Annotated in this window: 24 protein-coding genes and 1 pseudogene; 15 read left to right on the top strand and 10 right to left on the bottom strand. The window is 70.1% G+C overall.

All coding sequences use genetic code 11. The features are described 5' to 3' along the window. Positions 1-2: 2 nt before the first annotated feature. The 3 genes from rhaI to QSK20_RS28445 form a co-directional block, all read right to left on the bottom strand. Positions 3-1,184, bottom strand: coding sequence for an L-rhamnose isomerase (gene rhaI, locus QSK20_RS28455; protein ID WP_285791696.1), 1,182 nt, complete (start codon positions 1,182-1,184; stop codon positions 3-5). Next, the gene (locus tag QSK20_RS28450) at positions 1,181-1,522 is read right to left on the bottom strand and encodes an L-rhamnose mutarotase (RefSeq protein WP_285791695.1); all 342 of its coding nucleotides are present in this window, start codon (positions 1,520-1,522) and stop codon (positions 1,181-1,183) included. Before QSK20_RS28450 ends, rhaI begins: the two co-directional genes overlap by 4 nt. Positions 1,523-1,805: 283 nt before the next feature. Beyond that, positions 1,806-2,843 (bottom strand): LacI family DNA-binding transcriptional regulator, encoded by a 1,038-nt coding sequence (locus QSK20_RS28445; RefSeq protein WP_285791694.1) that lies wholly within the window; start codon positions 2,841-2,843, stop codon positions 1,806-1,808. Positions 2,844-3,069: 226 nt separating this feature from the next. On the opposite strand from QSK20_RS28445, the gene QSK20_RS28440 reads away from it, so the two are divergent. Beyond that, positions 3,070-3,744 carry a DUF6891 domain-containing protein gene (locus QSK20_RS28440; RefSeq protein WP_285791693.1) on the top strand — a complete coding sequence of 225 codons (675 nt, stop codon included), beginning with the start codon at positions 3,070-3,072 and terminating at the stop codon, positions 3,742-3,744. Between the two features lie 154 nt (positions 3,745-3,898). On the opposite strand, the gene QSK20_RS28435 is transcribed toward QSK20_RS28440, so the two are convergent. Genes QSK20_RS28435 through ngcE form a run of 3 tightly spaced genes read right to left on the bottom strand, consistent with a single transcriptional unit; the run spans position 3,899 to position 7,180 of the window. Then, a complete protein-coding gene (locus QSK20_RS28435) occupies positions 3,899-4,804 on the bottom strand; it encodes a carbohydrate ABC transporter permease (protein ID WP_285791692.1) in 906 nt (301 codons plus the stop codon). Continuing rightward, on the bottom strand, positions 4,801-5,709 hold the full coding sequence (locus QSK20_RS28430) for a carbohydrate ABC transporter permease (protein ID WP_285791691.1): 909 nt from the start codon (positions 5,707-5,709) through the stop codon (positions 4,801-4,803). Before QSK20_RS28430 ends, QSK20_RS28435 begins: the two co-directional genes overlap by 4 nt. A 55-nt stretch (positions 5,710-5,764) precedes the next feature. Continuing rightward, positions 5,765-7,180 carry an N-acetylglucosamine/diacetylchitobiose ABC transporter substrate-binding protein gene (gene ngcE / locus QSK20_RS28425; protein ID WP_285791690.1) on the bottom strand — a complete coding sequence of 472 codons (1,416 nt, stop codon included), beginning with the start codon at positions 7,178-7,180 and terminating at the stop codon, positions 5,765-5,767. 488 nt (positions 7,181-7,668) lie between these two features. Between ngcE and QSK20_RS28420 the strand changes: the two genes are divergently transcribed. The 5 genes and pseudogenes from QSK20_RS28420 to QSK20_RS28400 all read left to right on the top strand — a co-directional run bounded on the left by QSK20_RS28420 (position 7,669) and on the right by QSK20_RS28400 (position 10,454). Then, positions 7,669-8,103 (top strand): hypothetical protein, encoded by a 435-nt coding sequence (locus tag QSK20_RS28420; RefSeq protein WP_285791689.1) that lies wholly within the window; start codon positions 7,669-7,671, stop codon positions 8,101-8,103. A 293-nt stretch (positions 8,104-8,396) separates the two neighbouring features. Further along, positions 8,397-9,215, top strand: a complete 819-nt coding sequence (locus QSK20_RS28415; RefSeq protein WP_285791688.1) for an SAM-dependent methyltransferase — start codon at positions 8,397-8,399, stop codon at positions 9,213-9,215. Between the two features lie 80 nt (positions 9,216-9,295). Continuing rightward, entirely contained in the window at positions 9,296-9,475 is a 180-nt protein-coding gene (gene rpmF / locus QSK20_RS28410) for a 50S ribosomal protein L32 (RefSeq protein WP_285791687.1), read from the top strand. After that, positions 9,472-9,687 (top strand): annotated as a pseudogene (locus QSK20_RS28405) (GTP-binding protein); the annotation flags it as partial. The gene rpmF and the pseudogene QSK20_RS28405, both read left to right, overlap by 4 nt. Positions 9,688-9,701: 14 nt before the next feature. Continuing rightward, the gene (locus QSK20_RS28400; RefSeq protein ID WP_285791686.1) at positions 9,702-10,454 is read left to right on the top strand and encodes a class I SAM-dependent methyltransferase; all 753 of its coding nucleotides are present in this window, start codon (positions 9,702-9,704) and stop codon (positions 10,452-10,454) included. A 243-nt stretch (positions 10,455-10,697) separates the two neighbouring features. Here QSK20_RS28400 and QSK20_RS28395 read toward each other — a convergent pair whose 3' ends face one another. Together QSK20_RS28395 and QSK20_RS28390 are read right to left on the bottom strand one after the other, a co-directional pair. Continuing rightward, positions 10,698-10,961, bottom strand: coding sequence for a type B 50S ribosomal protein L31 (locus tag QSK20_RS28395; protein WP_285791685.1), 264 nt, complete (start codon positions 10,959-10,961; stop codon positions 10,698-10,700). Further along, positions 10,958-12,259: a CobW family GTP-binding protein gene (locus tag QSK20_RS28390; RefSeq protein ID WP_285791684.1), complete on the bottom strand. Its 1,302-nt coding sequence runs from the start codon at positions 12,257-12,259 to the stop codon at positions 10,958-10,960. Before QSK20_RS28390 ends, QSK20_RS28395 begins: the two co-directional genes overlap by 4 nt. Before the next feature lie 189 nt (positions 12,260-12,448). Here QSK20_RS28390 and rpmB point away from each other — a divergent pair, with 189 nt between their 5' ends. From rpmB to rpsN, 3 genes are read left to right on the top strand one after another with little or no spacing between them, the layout of a single operon-like run. After that, on the top strand, positions 12,449-12,685 hold the full coding sequence (gene rpmB, locus QSK20_RS28385; RefSeq protein ID WP_285791683.1) for a 50S ribosomal protein L28: 237 nt from the start codon (positions 12,449-12,451) through the stop codon (positions 12,683-12,685). Then, the gene (rpmG, locus tag QSK20_RS28380; RefSeq protein ID WP_013287204.1) at positions 12,685-12,852 is read left to right on the top strand and encodes a 50S ribosomal protein L33; all 168 of its coding nucleotides are present in this window, start codon (positions 12,685-12,687) and stop codon (positions 12,850-12,852) included. The genes rpmB and rpmG overlap by 1 nt, the downstream gene beginning before the upstream one ends. Next, positions 12,852-13,157 carry a 30S ribosomal protein S14 gene (gene rpsN, locus QSK20_RS28375; protein ID WP_285791682.1) on the top strand — a complete coding sequence of 102 codons (306 nt, stop codon included), beginning with the start codon at positions 12,852-12,854 and terminating at the stop codon, positions 13,155-13,157. Before rpmG ends, rpsN begins: the two co-directional genes overlap by 1 nt. 104 nt (positions 13,158-13,261) lie before the next feature. On the opposite strand, the gene QSK20_RS28370 is transcribed toward rpsN, so the two are convergent. Further along, positions 13,262-15,319, bottom strand: a complete 2,058-nt coding sequence (locus tag QSK20_RS28370) for an FAD/NAD(P)-binding protein (protein WP_285791681.1) — start codon at positions 15,317-15,319, stop codon at positions 13,262-13,264. Between the two features lie 332 nt (positions 15,320-15,651). Here QSK20_RS28370 and QSK20_RS28365 point away from each other — a divergent pair, with 332 nt between their 5' ends. The 6 genes from QSK20_RS28365 (at position 15,652) to QSK20_RS28340 (ending at position 20,842) form a co-directional block, all read left to right on the top strand. Then, positions 15,652-16,614, top strand: a complete 963-nt coding sequence (locus QSK20_RS28365) for a methionine ABC transporter ATP-binding protein (protein WP_285791680.1) — start codon at positions 15,652-15,654, stop codon at positions 16,612-16,614. Further along, complete coding sequence (locus QSK20_RS28360; RefSeq protein ID WP_285791679.1) at positions 16,614-17,276, top strand: methionine ABC transporter permease; 663 nt, start codon at positions 16,614-16,616, stop codon at positions 17,274-17,276. Before QSK20_RS28365 ends, QSK20_RS28360 begins: the two co-directional genes overlap by 1 nt. 41 nt (positions 17,277-17,317) lie before the next feature. Further along, positions 17,318-18,133, top strand: coding sequence for a MetQ/NlpA family ABC transporter substrate-binding protein (locus tag QSK20_RS28355; protein WP_285791678.1), 816 nt, complete (start codon positions 17,318-17,320; stop codon positions 18,131-18,133). 66 nt (positions 18,134-18,199) lie between these two features. Then, positions 18,200-18,541 carry a tautomerase family protein gene (locus QSK20_RS28350; protein ID WP_285791677.1) on the top strand — a complete coding sequence of 114 codons (342 nt, stop codon included), beginning with the start codon at positions 18,200-18,202 and terminating at the stop codon, positions 18,539-18,541. 55 nt (positions 18,542-18,596) lie between these two features. Further along, positions 18,597-19,595 (top strand): aldo/keto reductase, encoded by a 999-nt coding sequence (locus tag QSK20_RS28345; RefSeq protein ID WP_285791676.1) that lies wholly within the window; start codon positions 18,597-18,599, stop codon positions 19,593-19,595. Next, complete coding sequence (locus tag QSK20_RS28340) at positions 19,592-20,842, top strand: amidohydrolase (RefSeq protein ID WP_285791675.1); 1,251 nt, start codon at positions 19,592-19,594, stop codon at positions 20,840-20,842. The genes QSK20_RS28345 and QSK20_RS28340 overlap by 4 nt, the downstream gene beginning before the upstream one ends. Positions 20,843-20,910: 68 nt before the next feature. On the opposite strand, the gene QSK20_RS28335 is transcribed toward QSK20_RS28340, so the two are convergent. Then, complete coding sequence (locus tag QSK20_RS28335; RefSeq protein ID WP_285791674.1) at positions 20,911-21,924, bottom strand: glycoside hydrolase family protein; 1,014 nt, start codon at positions 21,922-21,924, stop codon at positions 20,911-20,913. Between the last annotated feature and the right edge of the window lie 82 nt (positions 21,925-22,006).

Below are 22,006 nucleotides of genomic sequence, written 5' to 3'. Positions count from 1 at the left end.
GTTCAGGCCCCCCATCCCGCCTGCTCGCCGCCGACCCGCTCGGCCCTGACCCTGTCCAGATAGCCCGACCGCCGGTAGGCCCCCACCGGGTCCGGGTCCAGCCCCATCTCGGCGCGCAGGTCGCGCAGGAGCGGGCGTACGTCGGTGTGGTAGGCGTCCATCAGTACGGCGTTGGCCTCGAGCACGTCACCGGAGCGTTGCGCCGCGACGAGCGCCTCGACGTCGACCAGGAGCGCCTTCGCTGTCGCCTCCTGGACGTTGAGCACCGAACGGATGACCGCCTCGACCTTCGGCTCGATGTTGTGGCACTGGTCGAGCATGAAGGCGATGCCGTACTCCGGCCGCAACGCGTCGGCCTGCACGATCTCGTGCATGATGCGGAACAGCTCGAACGGGTTGGCGGCACCGGCCATCAGGTCGTCGTCGGCGTAGAACCGCGAGTTGAAGTCGAACCCGCCGAGCCGTCCGGCCCGCAGCAGGAACGCGACGATGAACTCGACGTTGGTGCCCGGCGCGTGGTGTCCCGTGTCGATCACCACCTGGGCCCGCTCGCCGAGTTCCAGGCAGTGCGCGTAGGCCGTTCCCCAGTCGGGCACGTCGGTCGTGTAGAAGGCCGGCTCGAACAGCTTGTACTCCAGCAGCAGGCGCTGGTCGCCGGTGAGCCGCCCGTACGACTCACGCAACGCCGCCGCGAGCCGGTCCTGCCGCTGCCGCATGCTGTCCTGGCCGGGATAGTTGGTGCCGTCGGAGAACCACAGCTTGAGGTCGCGTGACCCGGTCGCGTCCATGACGTCGACGCACTCGAGCAGATGGCCGATGGCCTTGCGGCGTACGTCGTGGTCCGGGTTCGTGACCGAGCCGAGCCGGTAGTCGTCGTCCTGGAAGACGTTGGCGTTGATGGTGCCGAGCTGGACCCCCTGCTCCCGGGCGTACGCCGCCAGGGCCGCGTAGTCGTCGACCCGGTCCCACGGGATGTGCAGCGCCACGGTCGGTGCCACGCCGGTGAACCGGTGCACCGTCGCCGCGTCGGCGATCTTCTCGTACGGGTCGCGGGGCACGCCCTCCTGCCGGAAGACCTTGAACCGGGTTCCGGAGTTGCCGTAGGCCCAGGACGGTGTCTCGATCCGTTGTCCGCGTAGGGCGGACATGACCCGGGCGCGCGTGGCGGGGGCGATGTCGGTCATGCTCGGCCTTCCCATTGGTCCTCCAGGTGGAACACCTCGTCGAGGACGAGGAAGCCGCGGTCCGGCCGCCCGTCCGGCAGGTCGACGAAGAACGGCGCCATCTCCGCCTGCCAGCGCGCGTTGACCTCGGTGCGCTCCATCGCGGCGACCGCCGCGTCGAGGTCCTCGGTCACGAAGTAGCCGACGAGCAGCCCGTCGTCGCGCAGGAACAGCGAATAGTCCTGCCAGCCCGCCGCCCTGAGGGCCGCCAGCATCTCCGGCCAGACGGCGGCGTGACGGCGCCGGTACTCCGCCAGCCGGTCGGCTCTCACCTGGAGGGTGAAGCAGATCCTGCCCATGCCGCACCTTCCACTGTTGTGAAACGTTTCATGGTTGGGCAAAGGATATGTGGCCCGGCTTGCAGGGTCAAGAACTCCGCACATCGGCCGGCTCCTGCCACGGGAAGGAGCCGTGCGGCGACTCTCCGTACCGATTGCCCGCGAGCGGCGGCCGGCGCTGACGCCAGGTGTCCGGTGCGCCTACCGGGAGTGCGGCCGGTGTGCCCGGCTGAAATGAACGCGGTGGTGGCGGGGTGCTGGTGGTGCCGGTGGTGGCGGTGACCGTGTGAGCGGAAAGCGGCCGTCAGGTCCGGGTACGTCGTTTCCGGCGGTGGGTGCTGGACGCCCGGACCACCAGTTCCGGTTGGAACACGACGTGCCGGTGGCTGTGTCTGGCGTTGTCGACCGATTCTTCGAGGAGCAACTGGGCGGCGGTACGGCCGAGTTGCTCACGGGGCTGGCGTACGGAACTCAACGGAACCGCGGCGGCGGCGGCGAACTCGATGTCGTCGTAGCCCACCAGCGCGATGTCGTCGGGCACCTGCACGCCGTGCGCGGTCAGCCCCTGCAGGACGCCGAGCGCCAGCAGGTCGTTGGCGCAGATGACCGCCGTCGGTCGCCGGTTCGCCGGCAGCGCGACCAGGGCGTCCGCGGCCTGACTGCCGGCCGCGACCGAGAGGGTCGGCGTCGGGTGGACCTCGAAATGCACCTTGTCGTCACGTTCGGCGAGCGCGGCGGCGGCGCCCGCGTGGCGGTCGGAGACCTGGCGGATGTTCATCGGACCGCCGACGAACAGGATGCGTTTGTGGCCGTTGTCGGCGAGGTGTTCGGCGGCCAGTCGGCCGCCGACGATGTCGTCGACCGCCACCGAACACCGGCTCGGGCGGCCGGACCCGCGATCGACGAGCACGACGGGAATGCCGTGGTCGACCAGGGCGTCGACGCGGGCGTGGTGCCCGTCGGAGACGGGGGTGATGAGCAGCCCCTGGACGCGCTGTTCCTCGAGCATGTCCAGGTGACGGGTCTCCCGGCTGACGTCCTCGCCGCTGTTGCAGACCACCAGCATCCCGCCGGCTTCCTCGATGACGGCCTCGGCTCCCCGTACCACGTCGGTGAAGAACGGGTTGGAGATGTCGAGGACGACGATGGCGACGGTACGGCTGCGGCCGGCCCGCAACTGCCGGGCCGAGTCGTTACGCACGTAACCGAGCGTCGCGATGGAGTCGAGCACCCGCTGGCGGGTTGCCGGCGAGACCAGGTCCGGCCGGTTGAGCACGTTGCTGACCGTGCCCAGTGACACACCGGCGTGCTGCGCGACCTGCTTGATGTTGGCGGATGCCATCTTCCCCTCAACTGTTGACATTGATCCCGGCATGTCCGGCTCCGAGGCCGACATGAGCATCCGATGGATGAAACGTACCAGCAGAAGGAGCAGTAAAGCAGGTTGCCGTGGGCTGGTTCGGAACGGGGACTGTCGGGCCGCTCCGGCGTGTCGGAGGTCGCAGGCCCCGGTAACCCGTCTCGGCCGTCGGCCCGGACTGTCAGAGGCTGGTGTGAAGATCGTCGCCGTGACTGGATGGATCTACAACGACCGCCCTGAGGGCGTGCGGTTCCTGGCCGAGCGGATCGCGGATCCGGGCCGTGGGGCGATCGAGGACGAGATCTGGGACTGGGTCGTGCGGGGCGAGGACGACGCCGACGAGTTCGTGGAGTTCTTCGACGTCGACGAGCAGCGGCACGGCGCCACCGACGAGGAGCTCAGGGCGGCGTACGAGACGGCGTTGGCCGCCCGGCGGGAGCAGCAGCGTGGGTGGGGTGAGGTGCGGAGCAACCTCACCCGTGCCTTCGACGACCTCACCGAGCTCGGCGTGGTGGCCAGGGAGAACTTCACATGCTGTGGCACCTGCGCGGCTGCGGAGATCCACGACGAGCGGGACGGCTCCCGACACTGGCACGGGTATCTCTGGTACCACCAGCAGGACACGGAGTCGCTGATCACGAGCGAGGACGGCGAGGTCTACCTGGGCTACGGCGTCTACCCGCCGGCGGACTTCGACGAGGACGCCTACGCCGCCCTGTCGGAGGCCGAACAGCAGGCCCGCTACCAGGCCGACCTGGAGCGGTTCCTGGACGAGGTCGCCTTTCCGGTGCTCCGCCAGCACGGCATGCGGGTGGAGTGGAACCGCAAGCAGTCCCGGCGCATCCGGGTCACCGGCGCCCAGTGGTACGCGTCCCTGACCTGACCGAAACCGGGACAGCCGGCAGCCTCGGCCGTCCGGGGCCGCCGGCTGCCCGGCTCACCACGTCACGGGCCCGGGAGGCGTCCCAGGTCGTGACATGCAGGGGAGGCATGGGCCCGACGGTAGCCGACGGCACGGCCCGCCCTGGCGAACTGGACTACTTGAGCTGGCCGGCGGTCAGGCCCGACTGGACCTGGCGCTGGAAGGCCACGTACACCAGCAGCACCGGCACCACCGCGATGGTGAGACCGGCGAAGAGCTGGGCGTAGTCGCCCGCGTAGCCCTGGCTGACCGACAGCGCGGCCAGGCCCTGGGCCAGCATCCACTTCGAGTCGTCGCCCTGTAGCAGCACCTGCGGCAGCAGGAACTGGTTCCAGTGGCTGAGGAAGTTGAAGATGGCGACGCTGATCATCCCTGGGCGGGCCATCGGCAGCATCACCCGGAAGAACAGCCGGAAGTGACCGCAGCCGTCGACCAGCGCCGCCTCCGCCACCGACGTCGGCAGGGTGCGGAAGAACGCGGTGAGGAAGAAGACCGTGAACGGCAGCGAGTACGCGGCGTAGACCAGGACCAGCCCCGTCCAGGTGCCGAACAGCCCGGCGTTGCGCACGACGAAGAACAGCGGCACCAGGGCCAGGAAGACCGGGAACATCAGGCCGCCGACGAACAGGTAGTACGCGAGCTGACGGCCCCGGAACTCGTACCGGGCGAAGACGTACGCGGCGGTGGCGCCCATCAGCATGGTGAGCGCGACCGAGCCGGTGACGACGACCGCGCTGTTGAGGAAGTACTGGCCGATGTGGGCGGTGGTCCACGCCCGGACCCAGTTGTCGAGGCGCAACTCGCCGGGGAGGCCCCACGGGTCGGCCAGGATCTCCGCGTTGCTCTTGAACGAGCTGAGGAACATCCACAGCAGCGGGAGCACGGTCAGCGCGCTCCAGAGCAGCAGGAAGCCGTGCGAGAGGACGTTCACCACGCCCAGGTCGCGGCGTACCGCCGGGTCGGAGCCGGTGGTCCGGCCCTGGCCGGCGGCGACGTCGGTGGGCTTGTCGATGGTGGTCATGAGAGCTCGATCCGTTCCCGCCGGCTGACCCGCAGCGCCAGCACGGCCACCGACAGGGTCAGGAAGAACATCACCACACCGATCGCCGAGGCGTAGCCGAACTTGGTCTCGCTGCCGAACGCGGTGTCGTACAGCCGGACGCCGATGACGTCGGAGGAGAAGTTGGGGCCGCCGTTGGTCATCAGCTGCACCAGGATGAAGCCGTCCAGCGCGGCGATGGCCAGGTAGATCCAGGCGACCTGCACGGTGTCCCAGAGCAGCGGGATGGTGATCCGGCGCAGCGTCGTCCAGCGCGACGCGCCGTCGATCAGTACCGCCTCGTAGATCTCCCGGGGGATCGCCGACATGGCGGCGCCGAAGAGCACCACGTAGAACCCGACGTTGGCCCAGATCATCACCGCCAGCACGCACCAGAACGCGGTACGCGGGTCGCCGAGCCAGGCCGGCGCGGGCAGTCCGACCGCACGCAGGATGCCGTTGAGCAGCCCGGCGTTGGGCTGGTAGACCTCCTTCCACAGCGCCGCGATGATCACCACCGAGAGCACCTGTGGGAAGAAGTAGACGGTGCGGTAGAGCGCGTTGCCGCGTACCCCGGTGACCCCGGCCCGGCCCCGGCGTCCGCCCATGCTGAGCATGGTGGCGAAGAACAGGCCGAGCCCGATGGTCAGCACCGGCACCAGGGCGAGCAGGATCGCGTTGTTCTTCAACGCGTTCCAGACGTAGTCGTCGTGCCACAGCGCCCGGAAGTTGGCCAGGCCCACCGGGTTGGCCTCGGCCGAGTAGCCCAGCCAGTCGGTGGTGGAGATCTGGAACGCCTGCAGGTACGGCGAGACGACGAAGACGACGTACAGCAGCAGCGGCGGCACCAGGAAGGTGACGATCAGCGGGTACTTGCCGTGTTTCACAGGGCCTACTCTCCGACGGTGGCCGGGCGGGGCTGCCCCCGCCCGGCCGAAGGTGTCACGCCGCCCGCTTGTACTTCTTGATCGAGCTGTCCTGGGCGATCGAGTCGGCGCCCTTCTGGCACTGGTCCAGGAACTCCGCCGGGCCGATGCGCCCGCTGAAGAACTCGCCGCACGCGGCGTCGACCAGGTTGCGCTCCAGCTTGCGGTAGTAGTTGTTGTAGACCCAGTTGAAGCCGTTGGTCCCGGAGGCGTCCAGCGCCTTGACCACGGTGGTGAGACCGAACGGGAGCTCCACGCCCTCGGTCGCCCCGGCCACCACGGTCAGGCTGGATACCTTCTTGGTGAAGTCCTGGGCGCCCTTCTTCGACAGCATGGTGCGGAAGAAGTCCAGGCCGCCCGCGACGTTCTTGGCCTTGGCCGGCACCATGAACGGCTCGCCGGCGGTGCCACGGATCGCCTCGAAGGGCAGCTTGTCGCCGCTGCCGAGGCTCGGGGTCGGCGCCACGGTCATGTCGAACCCGGGCGGGGTGACCGACTTCTGCTCGCTCTCCAGCCAGGAGCCGCAGGAGATGAACGCGGCCTTGCCCTGGCACCACGCGGTCTGCGACTGGACGTGGTCCAGCCCCGGCGAGCCGTCGAGGATGTACTTGTCCTTGACGATCTGGTGCCAGGCGTCGGCGGCGGCCTTCATCGCGTCGGACTTCCAGGCGCCGGGCTCCAGGTTGTCGATCGCCGTGGCCACCGAGGGGCCGCCGAACTTGACCGCCGTGGAGATGACCGGCCAGCTCATGTAGCGGGGGTGCTTGCCCGCGTACGTCCAGGGGGCGACGCCCGCAGCCTTGATCTTCCTGCACAGGGCGATGTGGTCGTCCCAGGTCTTCGCGTACTCCCAGCCCCGGTCGGCGAAGAGTTTGGTGGAGTGCCAGATGCCGTAGACGGTGTAGGTGTAGTTCATCACCAGGAAGCGGCCGTCGTACGAGCCGACCTCCACCGCGCCCGGCAGCAGCGTCTCCTGGACCGTCTTGCCGGGAACGTCGAGGCTCGGGGCCGAGAGCAGTTCGCCGAGGTCGGCGAGGGCGTTCTGGGAGACCAGGCCGTTGAAGTCGATCTGGCCGGCGCCGGAGTTGTTGACGACGTCCGGCGGGGTGCCGTCGACGAAGCGGGGCTGGAGGGTCTTGCTGATCTCCTGGGTGGCCGTGTGCTTGATCTTCGCCTTCGGGTACCGCTCGGTGTACATGGCCTCGTGGGCCTTGGCGTAGTCCTCGCCGAACCCGCCGTTGAAGATCACGACCTCCAGCGGGGCGTCCTCCTTGACGCCCAGCGGGTTCTGCTCGCTCTTGGTGCCCTGGTACGCCTCGGTGCCGCCCTCGTCGCCACCGCCGGAGGTGGCGCAGCCGGCGAGCAGGCCGGCGGCGGGGGTGGCCAGCAGGCCGGCGGCGGCGCTGCGCCGCAGGATGTCACGCCTGTTCATGCTCTCTCCTCGAATCGGTACGGGCGGCCGTGGAGTTTCGGGGGTGACGGCCACCGCGCGAGGGGCGGGGGAGCTGTCGCTAGTCTTCAGTTCACCGAAAGTTACTGAAGAATTTCTACGGCAGGACCGCGCCGACTTCAAGACCCACGGCCCGGGCGTTGTTCCTTTGTGTCTTTGGCGCGCTCGTGGTCCCCCGCGGAACTCGCGGCCTCGCGCTGTGCCCGTTCCGCCACCGGACCACAAGAGTGCACGCAGACTGCACGACTGTGCGCGCAGCCGTAAGGACATCCCGCGCCACGGCTCGCATCCTCTTTCCAGACGGCACGGCCGGCGCGCCACGGCAGGTCGACCTGCCCGTCGTCGCACGGCGAGTCCTAGGAGGAACGGAGTTCCGCATGTCGCAACCAACGAGAGGTCCATCCAGAAGGCCCACCGGCAGAATCCGGCCGCCGCGCCCCCGGGCGCTGGCCATCATCGCTGCGCTGGTCATGTTGGTCTCGGTCGTCCCGACGACCACCCCGGCGCAGGCCACCGAGGCGACGCGTGAAGGGGCGTCGAGTACGACCGACGTGCGAGCGACGGCCTGGACGCCGGTGGTCAGTCCGTTCTTCAGCGACTACGAGAAGCGGTTTCCGCATGTCGACACGGACGGGCGGAACCTGCTCATCGACCTCTGCCCGAGCAAGCGGCTCTGCGTCGCCGCCGGCGAGGGGAACGGCCAGCACACCGTCTTCTACCTCTACTACTGCACCGAACGGTCGCTTACCAACTTCATCGGCGACGGCTCCGCCAAGAACGCCCAGACCGACGGCGCCACCGCCCGCCTGCTGAACCAGAATCGGGTGATCCGGGTATCCCTCGACCCTGACCCTGATCCGGTGCGCATCGACTGGGACCCGATCTACTACATCGATCCCTGCTGACGCAGCGGACCCGACGCCCGCCAGGTCTCCGGTAGGTGGTCCAACCAGGAGCGACCCACCGCCGGAGACCGCGTGGCCGCGAGCGTCCGGACTCGTGCTCGGCCCGCCACCGGACGGCCTGCCGTCAGGGCAACGTCCGCAAGGCACATGACGACGATGCAACGTTGCCTCACGGGGCACCAGCGTGAATAATCCGATGCCCAGGCCACGTTGTGGGCGTCCTGCCGGGCTGCCAGATCGCTCGGATCCTCGGCCAAGCATGTGGACGCGCCCGGGGAAGGACTCGGAGACAGTTGACCACGGACCGCTCCGGCTCGTCGGACGGCATCGACACCTCCGTCCCCACCGCTGCCGGGATGTACGACTACTACCTGGGCGGCAGGGGCAACTTCGCCGCCGATCGCCGGGCCGCGAACAAGGTGCTCGCAGCGGCTCCCGAGGTGATCCTCATGGCCCGGGAGAACCGTGGGTTCATCCAACGTGCCGTGCGGTTCCTCGCCCGGGAGGCGGGCATCCGCCAGTTCCTCGACATCGGCAGTGGCCTGCCCACCCAGGGCAACGTCCACGAGATCGCCCAGGCCGAGGCGCCGGACGCGCGCGTGGTCTACGTCGACAACGATCCGAAGGTGCTGGCCCGCTCGCGCCTGCTGAGAACCACCGAAGCCAGGACCACGAGCGTGATCACGGCGGACCTGCGCGACCCGGATGCCATCCTGAACCACCCCGAGACCCGGGCGCTGATCGACTTCGACCAGCCGATGGCCATCCTGCTGGTGGCCGTCCTGCACTTCATCGACGACGAGACCGACCCGTACGCGATCGTCGCCCGCCTGCGCGACGCCATGGCCCCGGGTAGCTACCTCGTCGTCAACCACGCCACCGCCGACCCCAGGCCGGACAACGCCGGTGGCGCCAAAGAGGTCTACAAGAACACCAGGTATCCGGCCACCCATCGTTCGCGCGAGCAGATCGCACGCTTCTTCGACGGCGTGCGCCTCCTCGACCCCGGCCTGGTGTTCGTGCCCGCATGGCGGCCCGACACCGAAACCGACATCACTCCGGAGGAGGTCTGGATCCTCGGCGGCGTGGGCCGGAAGCCGACGGTGGACTGACCTCGGGCGGCCGCGCCCCCCGGGTTCTAGATGGAAACGGTAACCGTTAGCATCTAGTCGACCCGGTGAGGAGACCCTTCATGGCCGTACCCAAGCGCAGGATGTCCCGTTCCCACACCCGTCACCGCCGCGCGCGGTGGACGGCGAGCGTGCCCGGGACCGTCCCCTGCCCCTGCCCCCGCAAGGCGCCGGTGGTTCCCCACCGGGCCTGCACGTCCTGTGGTCTGTACAAGGGCCGTCAGGTGGTGGACGAGCCGTGACCGGGCGGCTGCCGGTCACGGTGCTCTCCGGTTTCCTCGGCGCCGGCAAGACCAGCCTGCTCAACCACGTCCTCGCCAACCGGGACGGGCTGCGGGTGGCGGTGATCGTCAACGACATGAGCGAGGTCAACATCGACGCCACGCTGGTTCGCGACGGGGCGGCGCTGTCGCGGACCGAGGAGCGGCTGGTCGAGCTGACCAACGGCTGCGTGCCGGCCCGCTCCACGTGACGACCGCGCTGCCCGCCGCGGCGACCTGTCGGTGGCGGCGGGACTGGGACCCGATGATGGACGACTACCTGCCCGGCCGGGACGCGTGCCTCACGGCCGGCTTCGACGCCGTCGACCAGATCCTCGGGCGACCCCCGTCCGCCGTGCTGGACCTGGGAGGTGGACCCGGCACCACCGTCGAGGCCGTGTTGCGCCGCTGGCCGTACGGTCGGGCGGTACTGGTGGACGTCGATCCGGTGTTGCTGGCGCTGGCCCGTGCCGCGTTGCCCGCCTCGGCGTCCGTGCTGCGGGCCGACCTCGGCTCGCCCGCGTGGCGGGCCGGCGTCGGCGGGCCGTACGACGTCGCGCTGCTGGTGATGACGCTGCACTACCTGCCGGAGGAGCGGGTCAGGGAGCTGTACGGCGAGATCCGTCGGGTCCTGACGCCCGATGGCGTGCTGCTCGTGGCCGACACGGTGCCCACCACCGACAGCTCGCCGCGACCGGAAGGGACGACGGGACGGAACGGCACCGGCAATCCTGACCCGTGGTCACGATGGTGGAGCGGCATCGCCGGCGAGCCGGCGCTGGGCGAGCCGCTACGCGAACGGACCGAGACCATGACGGGCGTGACGTCCGCGGAGTTCGTCGCCGATCTGGCGTGGCATCGGGCCGCCACCCTCGCCGCCGGCTTCGGCGCCTGCCGCACCGTCTGGCGCAGCGGCGAGCATGCCCTGCTCGCCCTCTACGACGACACCCCGCGTCGATGATCGCCGCCCGTCCGGCCGCCGGACGCGGTCGGCGTCACGGTGGTCGTGTGTGACAGCTGTCGCCGCCTTCGTGGTGTGCGACGGCGAGAGCCCTTCCCGGCGCTGCCACAGCCGGCGTCGCCCGCGAGCCGGTCGGTGGGACCCACCGGCTCGCGGGCGATCGTCAGCGCCAGGTTCGGCCGTGCCAGGCGGCGTCGACCAGCTGCGGCGCGCGCTCGGACCGGTCGACGGGCAGCGCGGTCGTCACCTACCGGCCCGGCCCGGTTGGCGGGCGTACTTGTTGCGGAACTTCTCGACCCGGCCGGCGGTGTCGAGCAGGCGCTGCTTGCCGGTCCAGAAGGGATGACTCGCGGCGGAGATCTGGACGTCGATCACGGGGTAGGTGTTGCCGTCGGTCCACTCGATCGTCTGGTCGCTGGTGGCGGTGGACCGGGTGAGGAAGGCGAAGTCGGCACCCTTGTCGCGGTAGACGACGGGCCGGTACTCGGGGTGGATGCCGGGCTTCATGCGGGCTGAGCTCCGTCGGTGTCGGTGTCGGTGTCGGTCAGCTCCTCCGTGCCGAGCGGGAAGCAGCCGGCGAACGGGTCCTGGTAGCCGCGCCACGTCTCCTCGCCGTCGGCGAGTTCGGCGTCGGTGAGCAGGCAGCCGGCGAGAGTGCGGTGCAGCTCGACGGGGTCGACGTCGATGCCGATGAAGACCAGGTGCTGGTGCCGGTCTCCGTAGTAGGGATCCCACTCCAGGGCGGCGGCGAGCCGGCGCTGGTCACAGACGTGCTCCCAGCGGTCCTGCGGGAGGCTGACCAGCCAGTGCCCGAGCGAGCCCATGGCCAGGCCGCCGCCGGCGAACTCCCAGGCCACCACCGTGTCGGGTTGGCTGGCCAGCCAGAGGTGGCCCCGGGAGCGGATCATCTCGGCGTTGACGTCCTCCAGGACGTCGTGCAGCCGCTGCGGGTGGAAGGGACGGCGGGCGCGGAAGACGGTGGAGACGACGCCGCAGTCAGCCTCCGGCTCGTGCGTGCCCAGCGCGTACCCCTGGAGGCCGCGCGCGAGGATCCCGGGGGTTTCCGGCCGGTGCCGGTGGGTGTGGCGTAGTTGGCGGGTGAGGGCGGTGGCGTCGACGAGGTCGCCGTCGACCCCGAAGTGGACCGCCCACGGCGCCATCCTCTTCAGCAGGACGGTCAGCCTGCTGGTGTCGAACGCGCCCTCCCGGGACTGTCCCCAGAGCACCAGGGTGTCGGCGTACTCGATCTGTCGCACCACGACGTCCGCCAACCCGCGGTGGTCGTCGTCGGCGACCTGGATACCGCGCGCGGCGAGGTCGTCGGTGCTGGCGAGCGCGTCGAGCAGGTGTTCGGCGTCGACGACGGTCACGAAGGAGTCGACGTGGATCAGGTCGGTGATCGGAGCGCCGTCGACGAGGCAGTGCGTGCAGGCGGCGGCGACGCCCTCCGGTTCCACCACCTCGGGCAGCATCAGCACCAGGTCGTGACCGGGGTTGCTGCGGGCGAGCCGGGCGAGGGTGGGCAGGACGTCCTCGCGGAGGGTGCAGGAGACGCACCCGTGTCTCAGGCCGACCCGCTCGTCCTCGACGGTGCCGGCGCCGGAGCGGACCACACGACGGACGACGCCGTCCCGGAGCCTGGTGAGGTCGTGTCGCACCAGCAGCAACGACGGGTCGGCGGCGAGCAGCGTGGCGGCGACGGCGAAGGTCGCCGCCGGCCAGAACCCGGACAGCACGGTCAGCGAGGGGCGGGTGTCGGCGTCGGCTGTCGCGGCGGCGGTCGGGGCCTGGGGTGACGACGGCATCATGATCCTCTCGACGACGTTATTGGAAACGATTGTCAGTCTAAGCAGATCGGGACCGGCGGGGCCAGGGGTGGTCCGGGGTCGCGGCTGGTGGGGTCGCCCGGGGTCCGGTGCGCTCCGGCCGGAGGGGTGGTGTAAGAATGAAAACCGTTATCGTTACCACGATGGTCTGAGCAAGGAGCTCTCACTGTGTCCAGACGCTGTGCCGTCACCGGCGCGCAGCCGAGTTTCGGCAACGCCGTGTCCCACTCCCACCGGCGCACCCGGCGTCGCTGGAATCCGAACCTGCAGAACCACCGCTACTGGCTGCCGTCGGAGCGGCGGTGGGTCAGCCTCACCCTCACCGCGAAGGCGCTGAAGACCGTGGACCGGAAGGGCATCGAGAAGGTGGTCGCCGAGCTGCGCGGCCGGGGGGTGAAGGTCTGATGGCCCGCCAGACCGACGTGCGCCCGATCGTGCGGCTGCGCAGCACCGCCGGCACCGGCTACACGTACGTGACCCGCAAGAACCGCCGTAACGACCCGGACCGACTGGTGCTGCGCAAGTACGACCCGGTCGTGCGCCGGCACGTCGAGTTCCGCGAGGCGCGTTGATGGCACGCAGGAGCCTGGGCAACCGGCAGGCCCGTCGCGAGCACCTGGTGGCCCGGTACGCCGGGACGCGTGCCGCCTTGAAGAGGATGATCGGCCATCCGGACACCGGGCCGGTCGTACGTGCCGAGACGGTCCGCCGGCTCAGCCGGCTGCCGCGGGATTCGAGCCCGGTGCGGCTGCGTAACCGGGACCAGGTCGACGGCCGCCCGCGCGGCGTGCTGGCCCGGTTCGGGCTGTCCCGGGTCCGGTTCCGTGAGCTGGCCCTGCGGGGCGAGCTGCCCGGGGTCCGCAAGGCCTCGCGGTGACGCCGGTGACCGCCGCCCGCGCACGGGCCACCGTTTTCGACGGGCGCCGCCCAACCGGGGCCACGCCACACGCGTATGGAAAAGGGAGGGTATGCACACGACGGTCAGCCCCACGACACGGCCTGCTGACCAGACGGTGGCGGCGTCCGGACGGAGGTGGCGGCATCGGCGACCACCCGCAGGGCGCTACGGGCCACGCGGTCGGTCTCCCGCAGCATCGTGGGATCGGTGCGTGGCATCGGGCTGATGACCGTGTCGCCCAGGACGTCGTCGAGGGGGATGCCGGCGACGTGGAACGCGGCGTCGCGCGTGCCGTCGGGATGGACCAGTAGACCGGTCCCGGGGTCGACGTCGAATCCGCGGGTGAGGTGCGGACGTCCGTCCCGTCCACGGACGCGGAACGGACGTGTGCGGCCCGCCGCCGCGAGCGAGTGGGTCAGGGGGTCGGCGCTGGCCCTGACGTCGTGCGCGTGCATCCACGCGTCGACGAGCACGGGAGCGGTGACGGCGGAACCGGCGACGGCGGGCGACTCGGCGCGGAACAGGCCGAGCTCGTCGTCGGCGACGACGAGCGCCGCAGGCCCGACGAACCGGACGAGACCGGCGTCCACGAGCGCCAGCAACTGCCGGCTGCGGAAGGCCGGTGGGCCGCTGCCGACCATGCCGCCGAACGCCTGGAGGGTGCGGAAACCGCTCGCGCGGGACTCGGCGTCGAAGCCGCCGAACGCGCCGATGACGTGCGCCGGCTTGCGCGCCGCGCTGATCGACCACAGTCCGGCCTTGATGGCGCTGTCCCGTCCCTTCGCCGACTCGGCCAGGTCGTCGGCCATGTGGTCGACGACCCGGGCGGTGAACGTCTCGGGGTCGGGGAACGGTCCACGGACCGGTGACATCGCCGCCGGCAGGTCGAACCGGTCCGTGGCGTCCGGGACGTGTGACGCTATCGCGGCGTCGAGCGCCGACGGCAGGCCTTCGGTGGTGTCGATCGCCGCGAGGACCCTGGCCAGTGGGGCGGCGAACGCCTCGGGGCGCACGCGGTGCAGGGTCTCGTAGTAGTCGACGAACGCGTCCTTGACGATGAGCGGCCACAGCTGGCGGTCGAAGTCGATGGGGCGTGGGACCGTGGACCAGTCGACCGACCGGAGGTGACGCTGCGCCGCTGGGGGCGGCAGCGCGCCGTAGAGCGACTTCGCCCGGTACGGGACGCCCCGGTGGGAGGTGACGTACATCGTCGGCTCGCGGCCCGACGGTTCGTAGCGCACGCCCGCCCGCGTCCGTGGGTCGTCGACGAACCGTCCGCCACGGCCGACGGTCAGCAGCGTCATCGCGTCGAAGAAGCCCATCCCGAGCCCCCGTACGATCGCGGTCGCCCCGTCCGGGACATCCCCGAGGGCCTGGTCGATCGGGTTGTCGGGGGGTACCCACGTCAGCCCGGGGTGCCTGGCCAGCGCCGCCAGGAAGCGGTGCTCCTCGTCGGTGTGGGCGCGCGGCATCCACCCGGTCGCGGCCACCACGGCGTCGCACGTGAGCACCGCGCCGGTGCTGAGCTCGACGAGCTGGCGCCCGTTGGCCTCGCGTACGGCGACGGCTCGCGCCAGGTGGGTGGTGACCCTGACGCGCTCCGGCAGGGTGCGGAGCGCCCGCTCGAAGCACCAGCGGAGGTACTCGCCGTAGAGCGGTCGACTCGGGTGGGACGCGACCGTGATCGCCTCCAGCTCGTCGCGGTAGTCGTCGACGAAGCCCGGCCGGACGGCGGTGGAGGCGAACGCGGCGCGGTGGGTCGGATCGATGTCCGCCACCCGGCGTGTCGAGGAGGGCGACGGGTACGCGGCATCGAGCGCGAGCCGGCACCACTCGAACAGCGTGGGCCCGGGTACGACCGGGCCGGCCATCGTCACGCTGTCGTCGGTGAAGAGTGTCACCGCCCCCGCGAGGGTGTTCATGCACATCTGACGTGTCTGGTCGGTACGCCAGATACGCCCCGCGCCGGGTTGCGTGTCGTCGATGACATGGATGTCGAGGTGGTCGACCTCGGGGAAGTCCGCGAGATTGGCGGCGATCCGTTCGAGCAGTGACACCCCTCGGGGGCCGGCGCCGACGAGTGCGACGGCGGGGCGGGCGGAAGTTGTCCATAGTGGACGAATGTCTATGAACCGGGTCACATGAATACCCTACTAGGCCGCTGGGTTTAGTATGGTTCCGGCATGGTGAAGTTGCTGGTCATCCGGCATCCGCGAGCAGGATAGCGGCGTGACTCCGGCGGCGCGGAGGGCATGGCCGCCTGCGGGACGTCGGCCGCTCTCGGCGAGGACGTCACCCGCCGTCAGTCCGGCGGCTGACTTCTCCTCGCGGTTCTCAGCGCAGAGAAACGGTGCCGGCGGCGAGGGGCCGAACGGGTTCACCAGGGGGTGACCGCCCACGTCGGCGCGCTTTCGCCCACCCCTTTCCGAATGGTGTCCGAGGTCGAAACGAGCGTGCAGGAAGGGTGGCGACGGTGATCGAGTTCCGTGACCTGAGGAAGTCCTACGGCGATCACGTCGTGCTCGACCAGATCAACCTGCGCATCGACCAGCGGGAGATCTTTGGTCTGGTCGGCGTGAGCGGCGCCGGGAAGTCCACGCTGCTGCGGTGCATCAACCGGCTGGAAGGGATCGACAGTGGCAGCCTCGTCGTCGACGGCACTGACGTACGTACCATCGGCGACCGGGACCTGCCCGCGTTCCGCCGCCGGATCGGCATGGTGTTCCAGCAGTTCTCCCTGATGGAACGCAAGAACGTCTACGACAACGTGTACTTCCCCCTCAGGTGCCAGGGCGTGCGCCGGGCGGCGGCCGACCGTAAGGTGCGTGACCTCCTCGACCTCGTCGGACTCGGCGAGAAGCTCAAGGCGTTGCCCCGGGAGTTGAGCGGCGGGCAGAAGCAGCGGGTCGCCATCGCGCGGGCCCTGGTGAACGATCCGACGATCCTGCTGTGCGACGAGGCCACCTCCGCGCTCGATCCGAACATCACCGAGGCGGTCCTCGACCTGCTCAAGCGCATCAACGCCGAGCTCGGCCTCACGATCGTCGTGGTGACCCACGAGGTGGCGGTCATGAAGTCCGTGTGCACCCGGATGGGTCTGCTCGGCGACGGCCGCCTGCGTGCGGAGGGGGACGTCGAACACTTCTTCCTGGAGAAGCCGGAGCTGCTGGGGGACTTCATCCGCGACGCGGGGCGTCGCCCGGACGTCGCTCCCGGCACCTCGCTGGTCCGGGTCGTCCAGCGGGAAGCGGCGGGAACGAGTCTGCTGTCGCAGCTCGCCATCCGCACCGGCGTGCCGTTCGAGATCTCGTGGGGCGGGCTCGACCGCTACCGGGACCGCGTCTCGGGCTCGTTCCTGCTGCACGTGGCCGACGCCGACCTCCGCGCGGTCTGCGACGGCCTGACCGCTCTCGGCGCCGACTGGACGGAGGTCTGATGTACCAGTACGAGTTCTCCGAGCTTTTCGAGCGGATCATCCTGCCCGGGTTGCTCGACACCGTCGTCATGCTGCTCGGTTCGTTCGTCACCTGCACCCTCGTGGGGTTCACGCTCGCCCTGGTCCTCGTGACGACCGACGCGCACGGGCTCCGACCCAACCGGGCGGTCCACGAGATCGTGAGCACCGTCATCAGCATGCTGCGGTCGGTGCCGTTCATCATCCTCGCCATCTCGATCATTCCGCTCACCCGTCTGGTGGTCGGCACGTCGATCGGCGTGTGGGCGGCGGTCTTCGCCATCACCTTCGCGGGCAGCCCGCTGATCGCACGACTCCTCGAAAGCGCCTTCAAGGAGGTCAATCCGAGCCTCGTCGAGGCGGCACGATCCTTCGGCGCGAGCGACTGGCAGATCACCTTCCGGGTCATCGTCACCGAGTCGGTGCCGGCGATCGTCTCGCAGATGACGCTCGGCGTGATCTCGCTGCTCGGCTTCACCGCGGTGGCCGGCACGATCGGCGCGGGCGGCCTGGGCGCCGTCGCGCTGACCTACGGCTACCAGAACTTCAACGACCAGATCATGTACGGCACCGTCGCGATCCTGGTCGTCATGGTGATCGGCATCCAGCTCGGCGGCAACGCCCTCTACCGCAGACTCCGGTGACCCCGGCTCCACGATCCGCCCAGCACGAAAGGCAACACCCCATGAGAAATCCCCTCAGCAGAACGATTCCGCTGCTCGCCGTCGCCCTGGCCGTGTCCGTCGGGGCCTGCTCGTCCGGCTCCGCCGCCGAAGGCGACGGCAGGACGGTCACGATCGGCGTACTCGCCCGCGAGGAGCCCGACCTGAACTTCGTGGCCGAGCATCTGGCCGAGCAGGGCTACCAGATGAAGGTCCAGGTGTTCGACGACAACATCGCCATGAACCGGGCCACCGAGGACGGCAGCATCGACGCCAACTTCTTCCAGAACGCCAACTACCTGAAGAGCTACCAGCAGAGCAACGGGTCGTCGCTGGTCACGTACGGCCCCTGGTTGCAGACCACGGCCGTGCAGTTCGTCTCGAGCAAGCACGCCTCGGCCGACGCTCTCCCGAACGGCGCGCGCATCGGCATCGCCAACGACTCCGCCAACCGCGCCCGGGAGCTCCAGCTCCTCGCCGTCAACGGCCTCATCGAACTCGCGGAAGGCGTCGAGGCGCCCACGATCCTCGACGTCACCGCCAACCCGAAGAACCTCCGCTGGGTCGAGGTCAATCCGCGCAGCAAGGCCGCGGCGTTCCCCGACCTGGACGCGATGACCGCTCCGTCGATCACCGTGTACCTGATGAAGGACCCCTCGATCAAGGCGCTCTACGAGGAGACGCCGGAGGTCTACGGCACGTACGGGGGCACGCTCTGGGTCGTCCGGGAGGGCTACGAGAACACCGCCTGGCTCGACGAGGCGACCACGTTCATGCAGTCCGCGGAGTACAAGACCTGGATCGCGAACACCTACCAGGGCCTCAAGAAGACGCCCTGAGTCCTCACCAGCCCATCGCACCACGACCCCCGAAGGAAGGGGAACCCCATGGTCAGCGTCGTCGGCATGACCGATCTCCCGCTCGACAAGGTCGATCTCCCCACGTTCGTCGACGAGATCGGGCGTGCGGCGCACACCGCCTTCGAGTTGCCCCCGCACATGCGCAGCGTCTACCTCGTGCCGCTGCCACCCGAGAACTGCACGGTGAAGGACGGCTACGAGATCACGTTCTTCCTGTACACGGCGCCCGACAAGAGCGTGGAGCTCAAGCGCCGGATGGTGAAGGCGCTCCACGACGTCGTCCAGGCCACCGACTGGGGCGACACCGTCAAGGTGGTGGTCGTCATCAAGGAGCACGCCGCCGAGAACGTGGGAGTCGGCGGAGTCCTCCGCCTCGACATGACCTGACACCGGCCGACAGTCGCCCCGTCTCGTGGAGCGAGACGACCCGAAGGAGCATCGCATGAAGTACCGCCCGATCGGCCGGACCTCGCTGAAGGCGTCCGTGGTCACCTTCGGCGCCATGGGCGTCGGCGGCGGATTCCGCTACCCGGACGCCGACGACGCGGTGTCGGTCCGCGCCGTACGCGCCGCCCTCGACCGTGGTGTCAACGTCATCGACACCGCGCCGGTCTACGGGTTCGGCCACAGCGAGGAGGTGATCGGCGAAGCCGTCCGCGGTCGTCGCGACGAGGTCGTCATCGCGACCAAGTGCGGACTGTGGTGGGGAGACGACGAGGGCAGCTACCGCTTCACGTGGGACGGTCACGCCGTCAAGCGCAACCTCAGTCCCCGGACCATCCGGATCGAGGTGGAGGAGAGCCTGCGCCGGCTCGGCACCGACCGCATCGACATCTACTACACCCACAACCCGGCGATGCCGCCGTTCATGACGCCGATCGAGGACACGATCGCGACCCTCCTCGCCCTGCGCGACGAAGGGAAGATCCTCACGATCGGCGCGTCGAACTGCCCTCCCGAGGACGTCGAGACCTACCTCGCGCACGACGCGATCGAGATCGTGCAACGCAGGTACAGCCTCCTCGCCCGCGAGGTGCGGGCCGACATCCTGCCGCTGTGCGCGTCGACGGGGCTGTCCCTGCACGCCTACTCACCGCTGGCGAACGGGCTGCTCACCGGCGCGTTCACCAGGTCAGCGCCGCCGGCGCGGGAAGGGTCCCGGCGTGACGACCCGCTGTTCGGCGACCGTTTCGGAGCGGCCATGGACCTGGTCGAGGGGCTGACCGTCGTCGCCTCGTCCCTGGGCGCCACCCCCGGTGCGCTGGCGATCGCCTACCTGCTCGCCTCGTCGGACGCCGTCAACGTCATCTGCGGCATCCGGCGCGAGGCGCATCTGGACGACGTCGTCGCGGGCGTCGAACTCGAACTCGACGCGAGCGTCACGGCCGCCCTCGACGAGCTGGCGCAGAGCTTCGAGGCCACCGCCCCGGTGACGGCGTGAACCGGGCGGGTCCGGTGGATGCCGTCCTGAGCCGGCTCTGGACCGGGAGCCGGCTGGCGGCGTCGCTGTCCGTCTACCACCACCTGCATGCCCACCCGGAACTGTCCGGGCAGGAGCACCGGACCGCCGAGTTCGTCGAGGCGCGACTCGCCGAGCTGGGCGTCGAGACGTTCCGGTGCGGTGGTACGGGCGTCGTCGGCATCCTGCGCAACGGGGCGGGACCCGTCGTGGCCTACCGCGCGGATCTCGACGGGCTTCCGATCCGCGAGGAGTCGGGCGTGGCCTACGCGAGCACCGACCAGGGGCACTTGCCGGACGGATCGGTGTCCGGGGTGATGCACGCCTGCGGCCACGACCTCCACACGACGGTCGCGCTCGCGGCCGCCGGCGTGCTCGCCGGGAACCGGGCCGCCTGGGCCGGCACCGTCGTCTGGATCTTCCAGCCGGCCGAGGAGACGGCCGCGGGGGCGGCGGCGATGGTCGCCGACGGGCTGTGGGAGAAGGCCCCGCGTCCCGGGGCGGTGCTGGCGCAGCACGTGACGTCCCTGCCGAGCGACCAGGTGCGGATCGGCGTCGGGAACGTCATGAACCTCGGCGACTCGTGGCGCGTGCGCCTGCGTGGACGCGGCGCGCACGGGGCCCGCCCGCACGAGTCCATCGACCCGATCGTGCTCGGCGCCCACCTCGTCACCCGCCTGCAGACCGTCGTCTCCCGGCAGGTGGAGCCCGGGTCGCCGGCCGTGCTCACCGTCGGCACCTTCCACGCCGGCACCAAGGAGAACATCATTCCCGCCGAGGCGACCCTCTCGCTCAACGTCCGCACGCCGGATGCCGAGACGCGGGAGACCGTGCTCGCCGCCGTCCGGCGAATGATCGCCGCCGAGGCGACCGCGAGCGGCGCGCCCGAGCCGGGAATCGAGGAGATCAGCCGCTTTCCCCGGTGCTTCAACGCGCCGGAGCAGACCGGTGCGGTGGCGGCGGCCCTCGATGCCGTCTTCGGGTCGGACAACGTCGCGCGCGACCTGCGGGCGACCGGCAGCGAGGACGTGGGTTGGCTCGCCGACGCGATCGGTGTGCCGCTCGTCTTCTGGATGTTCGGCGCCTACCGCCCCGGCCGGGACCCCGGCGACATGCCCTCGAACCACACGCCGCACTTCGCCCCGGACCCGGGGTACGCGATCCCCGCCGGGGTGCGCGCCGCGCTCGCGGCGCTCGGCACCCGACTCGACGTTCCGTTCCGGCCCTGAGGGCCCGGTGACACCGGTCGCCCGTCGACGACCGGTGTCACCGCGGCCCAGGTCCGCCCGGAGGGCGGTCAGACCGCGCGGGCCACGCAGATCCTGGCGTCGAGGCGGTGCCCGGCCTCGTAGAGCATGTAGGAGACTCCGCCGTCGGTGCCGAACGTCGGCGCCGCCACCCGGCCGTTGTCCGACGCGATCGGCCGGTGGAACACTCCGAGGTGGACCTCACGGTCGAAGTTGTTGCCGATCTCGGTCAGGTACATGTTGCCGTTGTTGCCGTGATAGGCGACGTACGTGGTGCCGTTGCGCTTCAGCAGGTGCGGCGCGGAGATGTCGGTGAGCCCGTCGCCCGCTGGTGACACCAGCGGGTTCGGGTCGAACTGCCAGCCGCTCCACCCGTTCGGCGACCAGCCCCAGAAGATCTTCCGGCTGCCCCAGCTGCCGTTCCCCGGGGTGTTGCCCATGAACACCATCACGTAGCGGTTGCCCTTGCCCGCCACCGAGTGCTCGAAGACCCGCGCGTACGAGGTCTCGGTGGTGTTGGGCACCAGTCTGGTCGACAGGATCGGCGTCTCGTCGGTGAAGCGGATGCCGTCGGTCGACCGGGCGACCCGGGTCGTGTGGTTCTCGCCGTGGAAGTAGAGGTAGAACTGCCGCGTCGGCGCGTCCCAGACGACGTGTGGCGACGACACGTGGCTCACCGTGGTGGTCGGGAGGTGCCGGTCGACGATGGGGTTGTCGGGATACTCGGTGTACGGGCCCTCGAGCCGGTCGGCGTAGGCGAGGCAGATCCCGCCGGGCGCGTCGTGCGGGGCGTAGTAGAGGTAGTAGCGGCCGCGATAGTTGCTGATCTTGTCGTAGACGCCACGTACACACGGGAAGATGAACTCGCCGGTCGGGTTGTAGCGCAACGGTTGGGCGAACGCGTCACGTACGTACCGGTAGTTGGGGAAACCGGCCGGTCCGGCGAGCGCCGGCGTGGGTGTCGCGGCGAGGCCGGCGCCGGTGGTCGCGGTCGCGACACCGGCCGCCGCCGCGCCACGCAGCAGCGCGCGTCGGGAGAAGAAGCCGTCAGGGGTACGCGTCATCGCGTGCCCTCCATTCGTGGGACGAGCCGGCGGATGGCAGGGGGCGGGCCGTGACGGGCCCGTGTCACTCGATCTCGTCGAG

The sequence above is a fragment of the Micromonospora sp. NBRC 101691 genome, from assembly GCF_030269285.1.
In the GTDB taxonomy this organism is placed as follows: domain Bacteria; phylum Actinomycetota; class Actinomycetes; order Mycobacteriales; family Micromonosporaceae; genus Micromonospora; species Micromonospora echinospora.
This window is presented reverse-complemented; position numbering and strand designations above follow the sequence as displayed.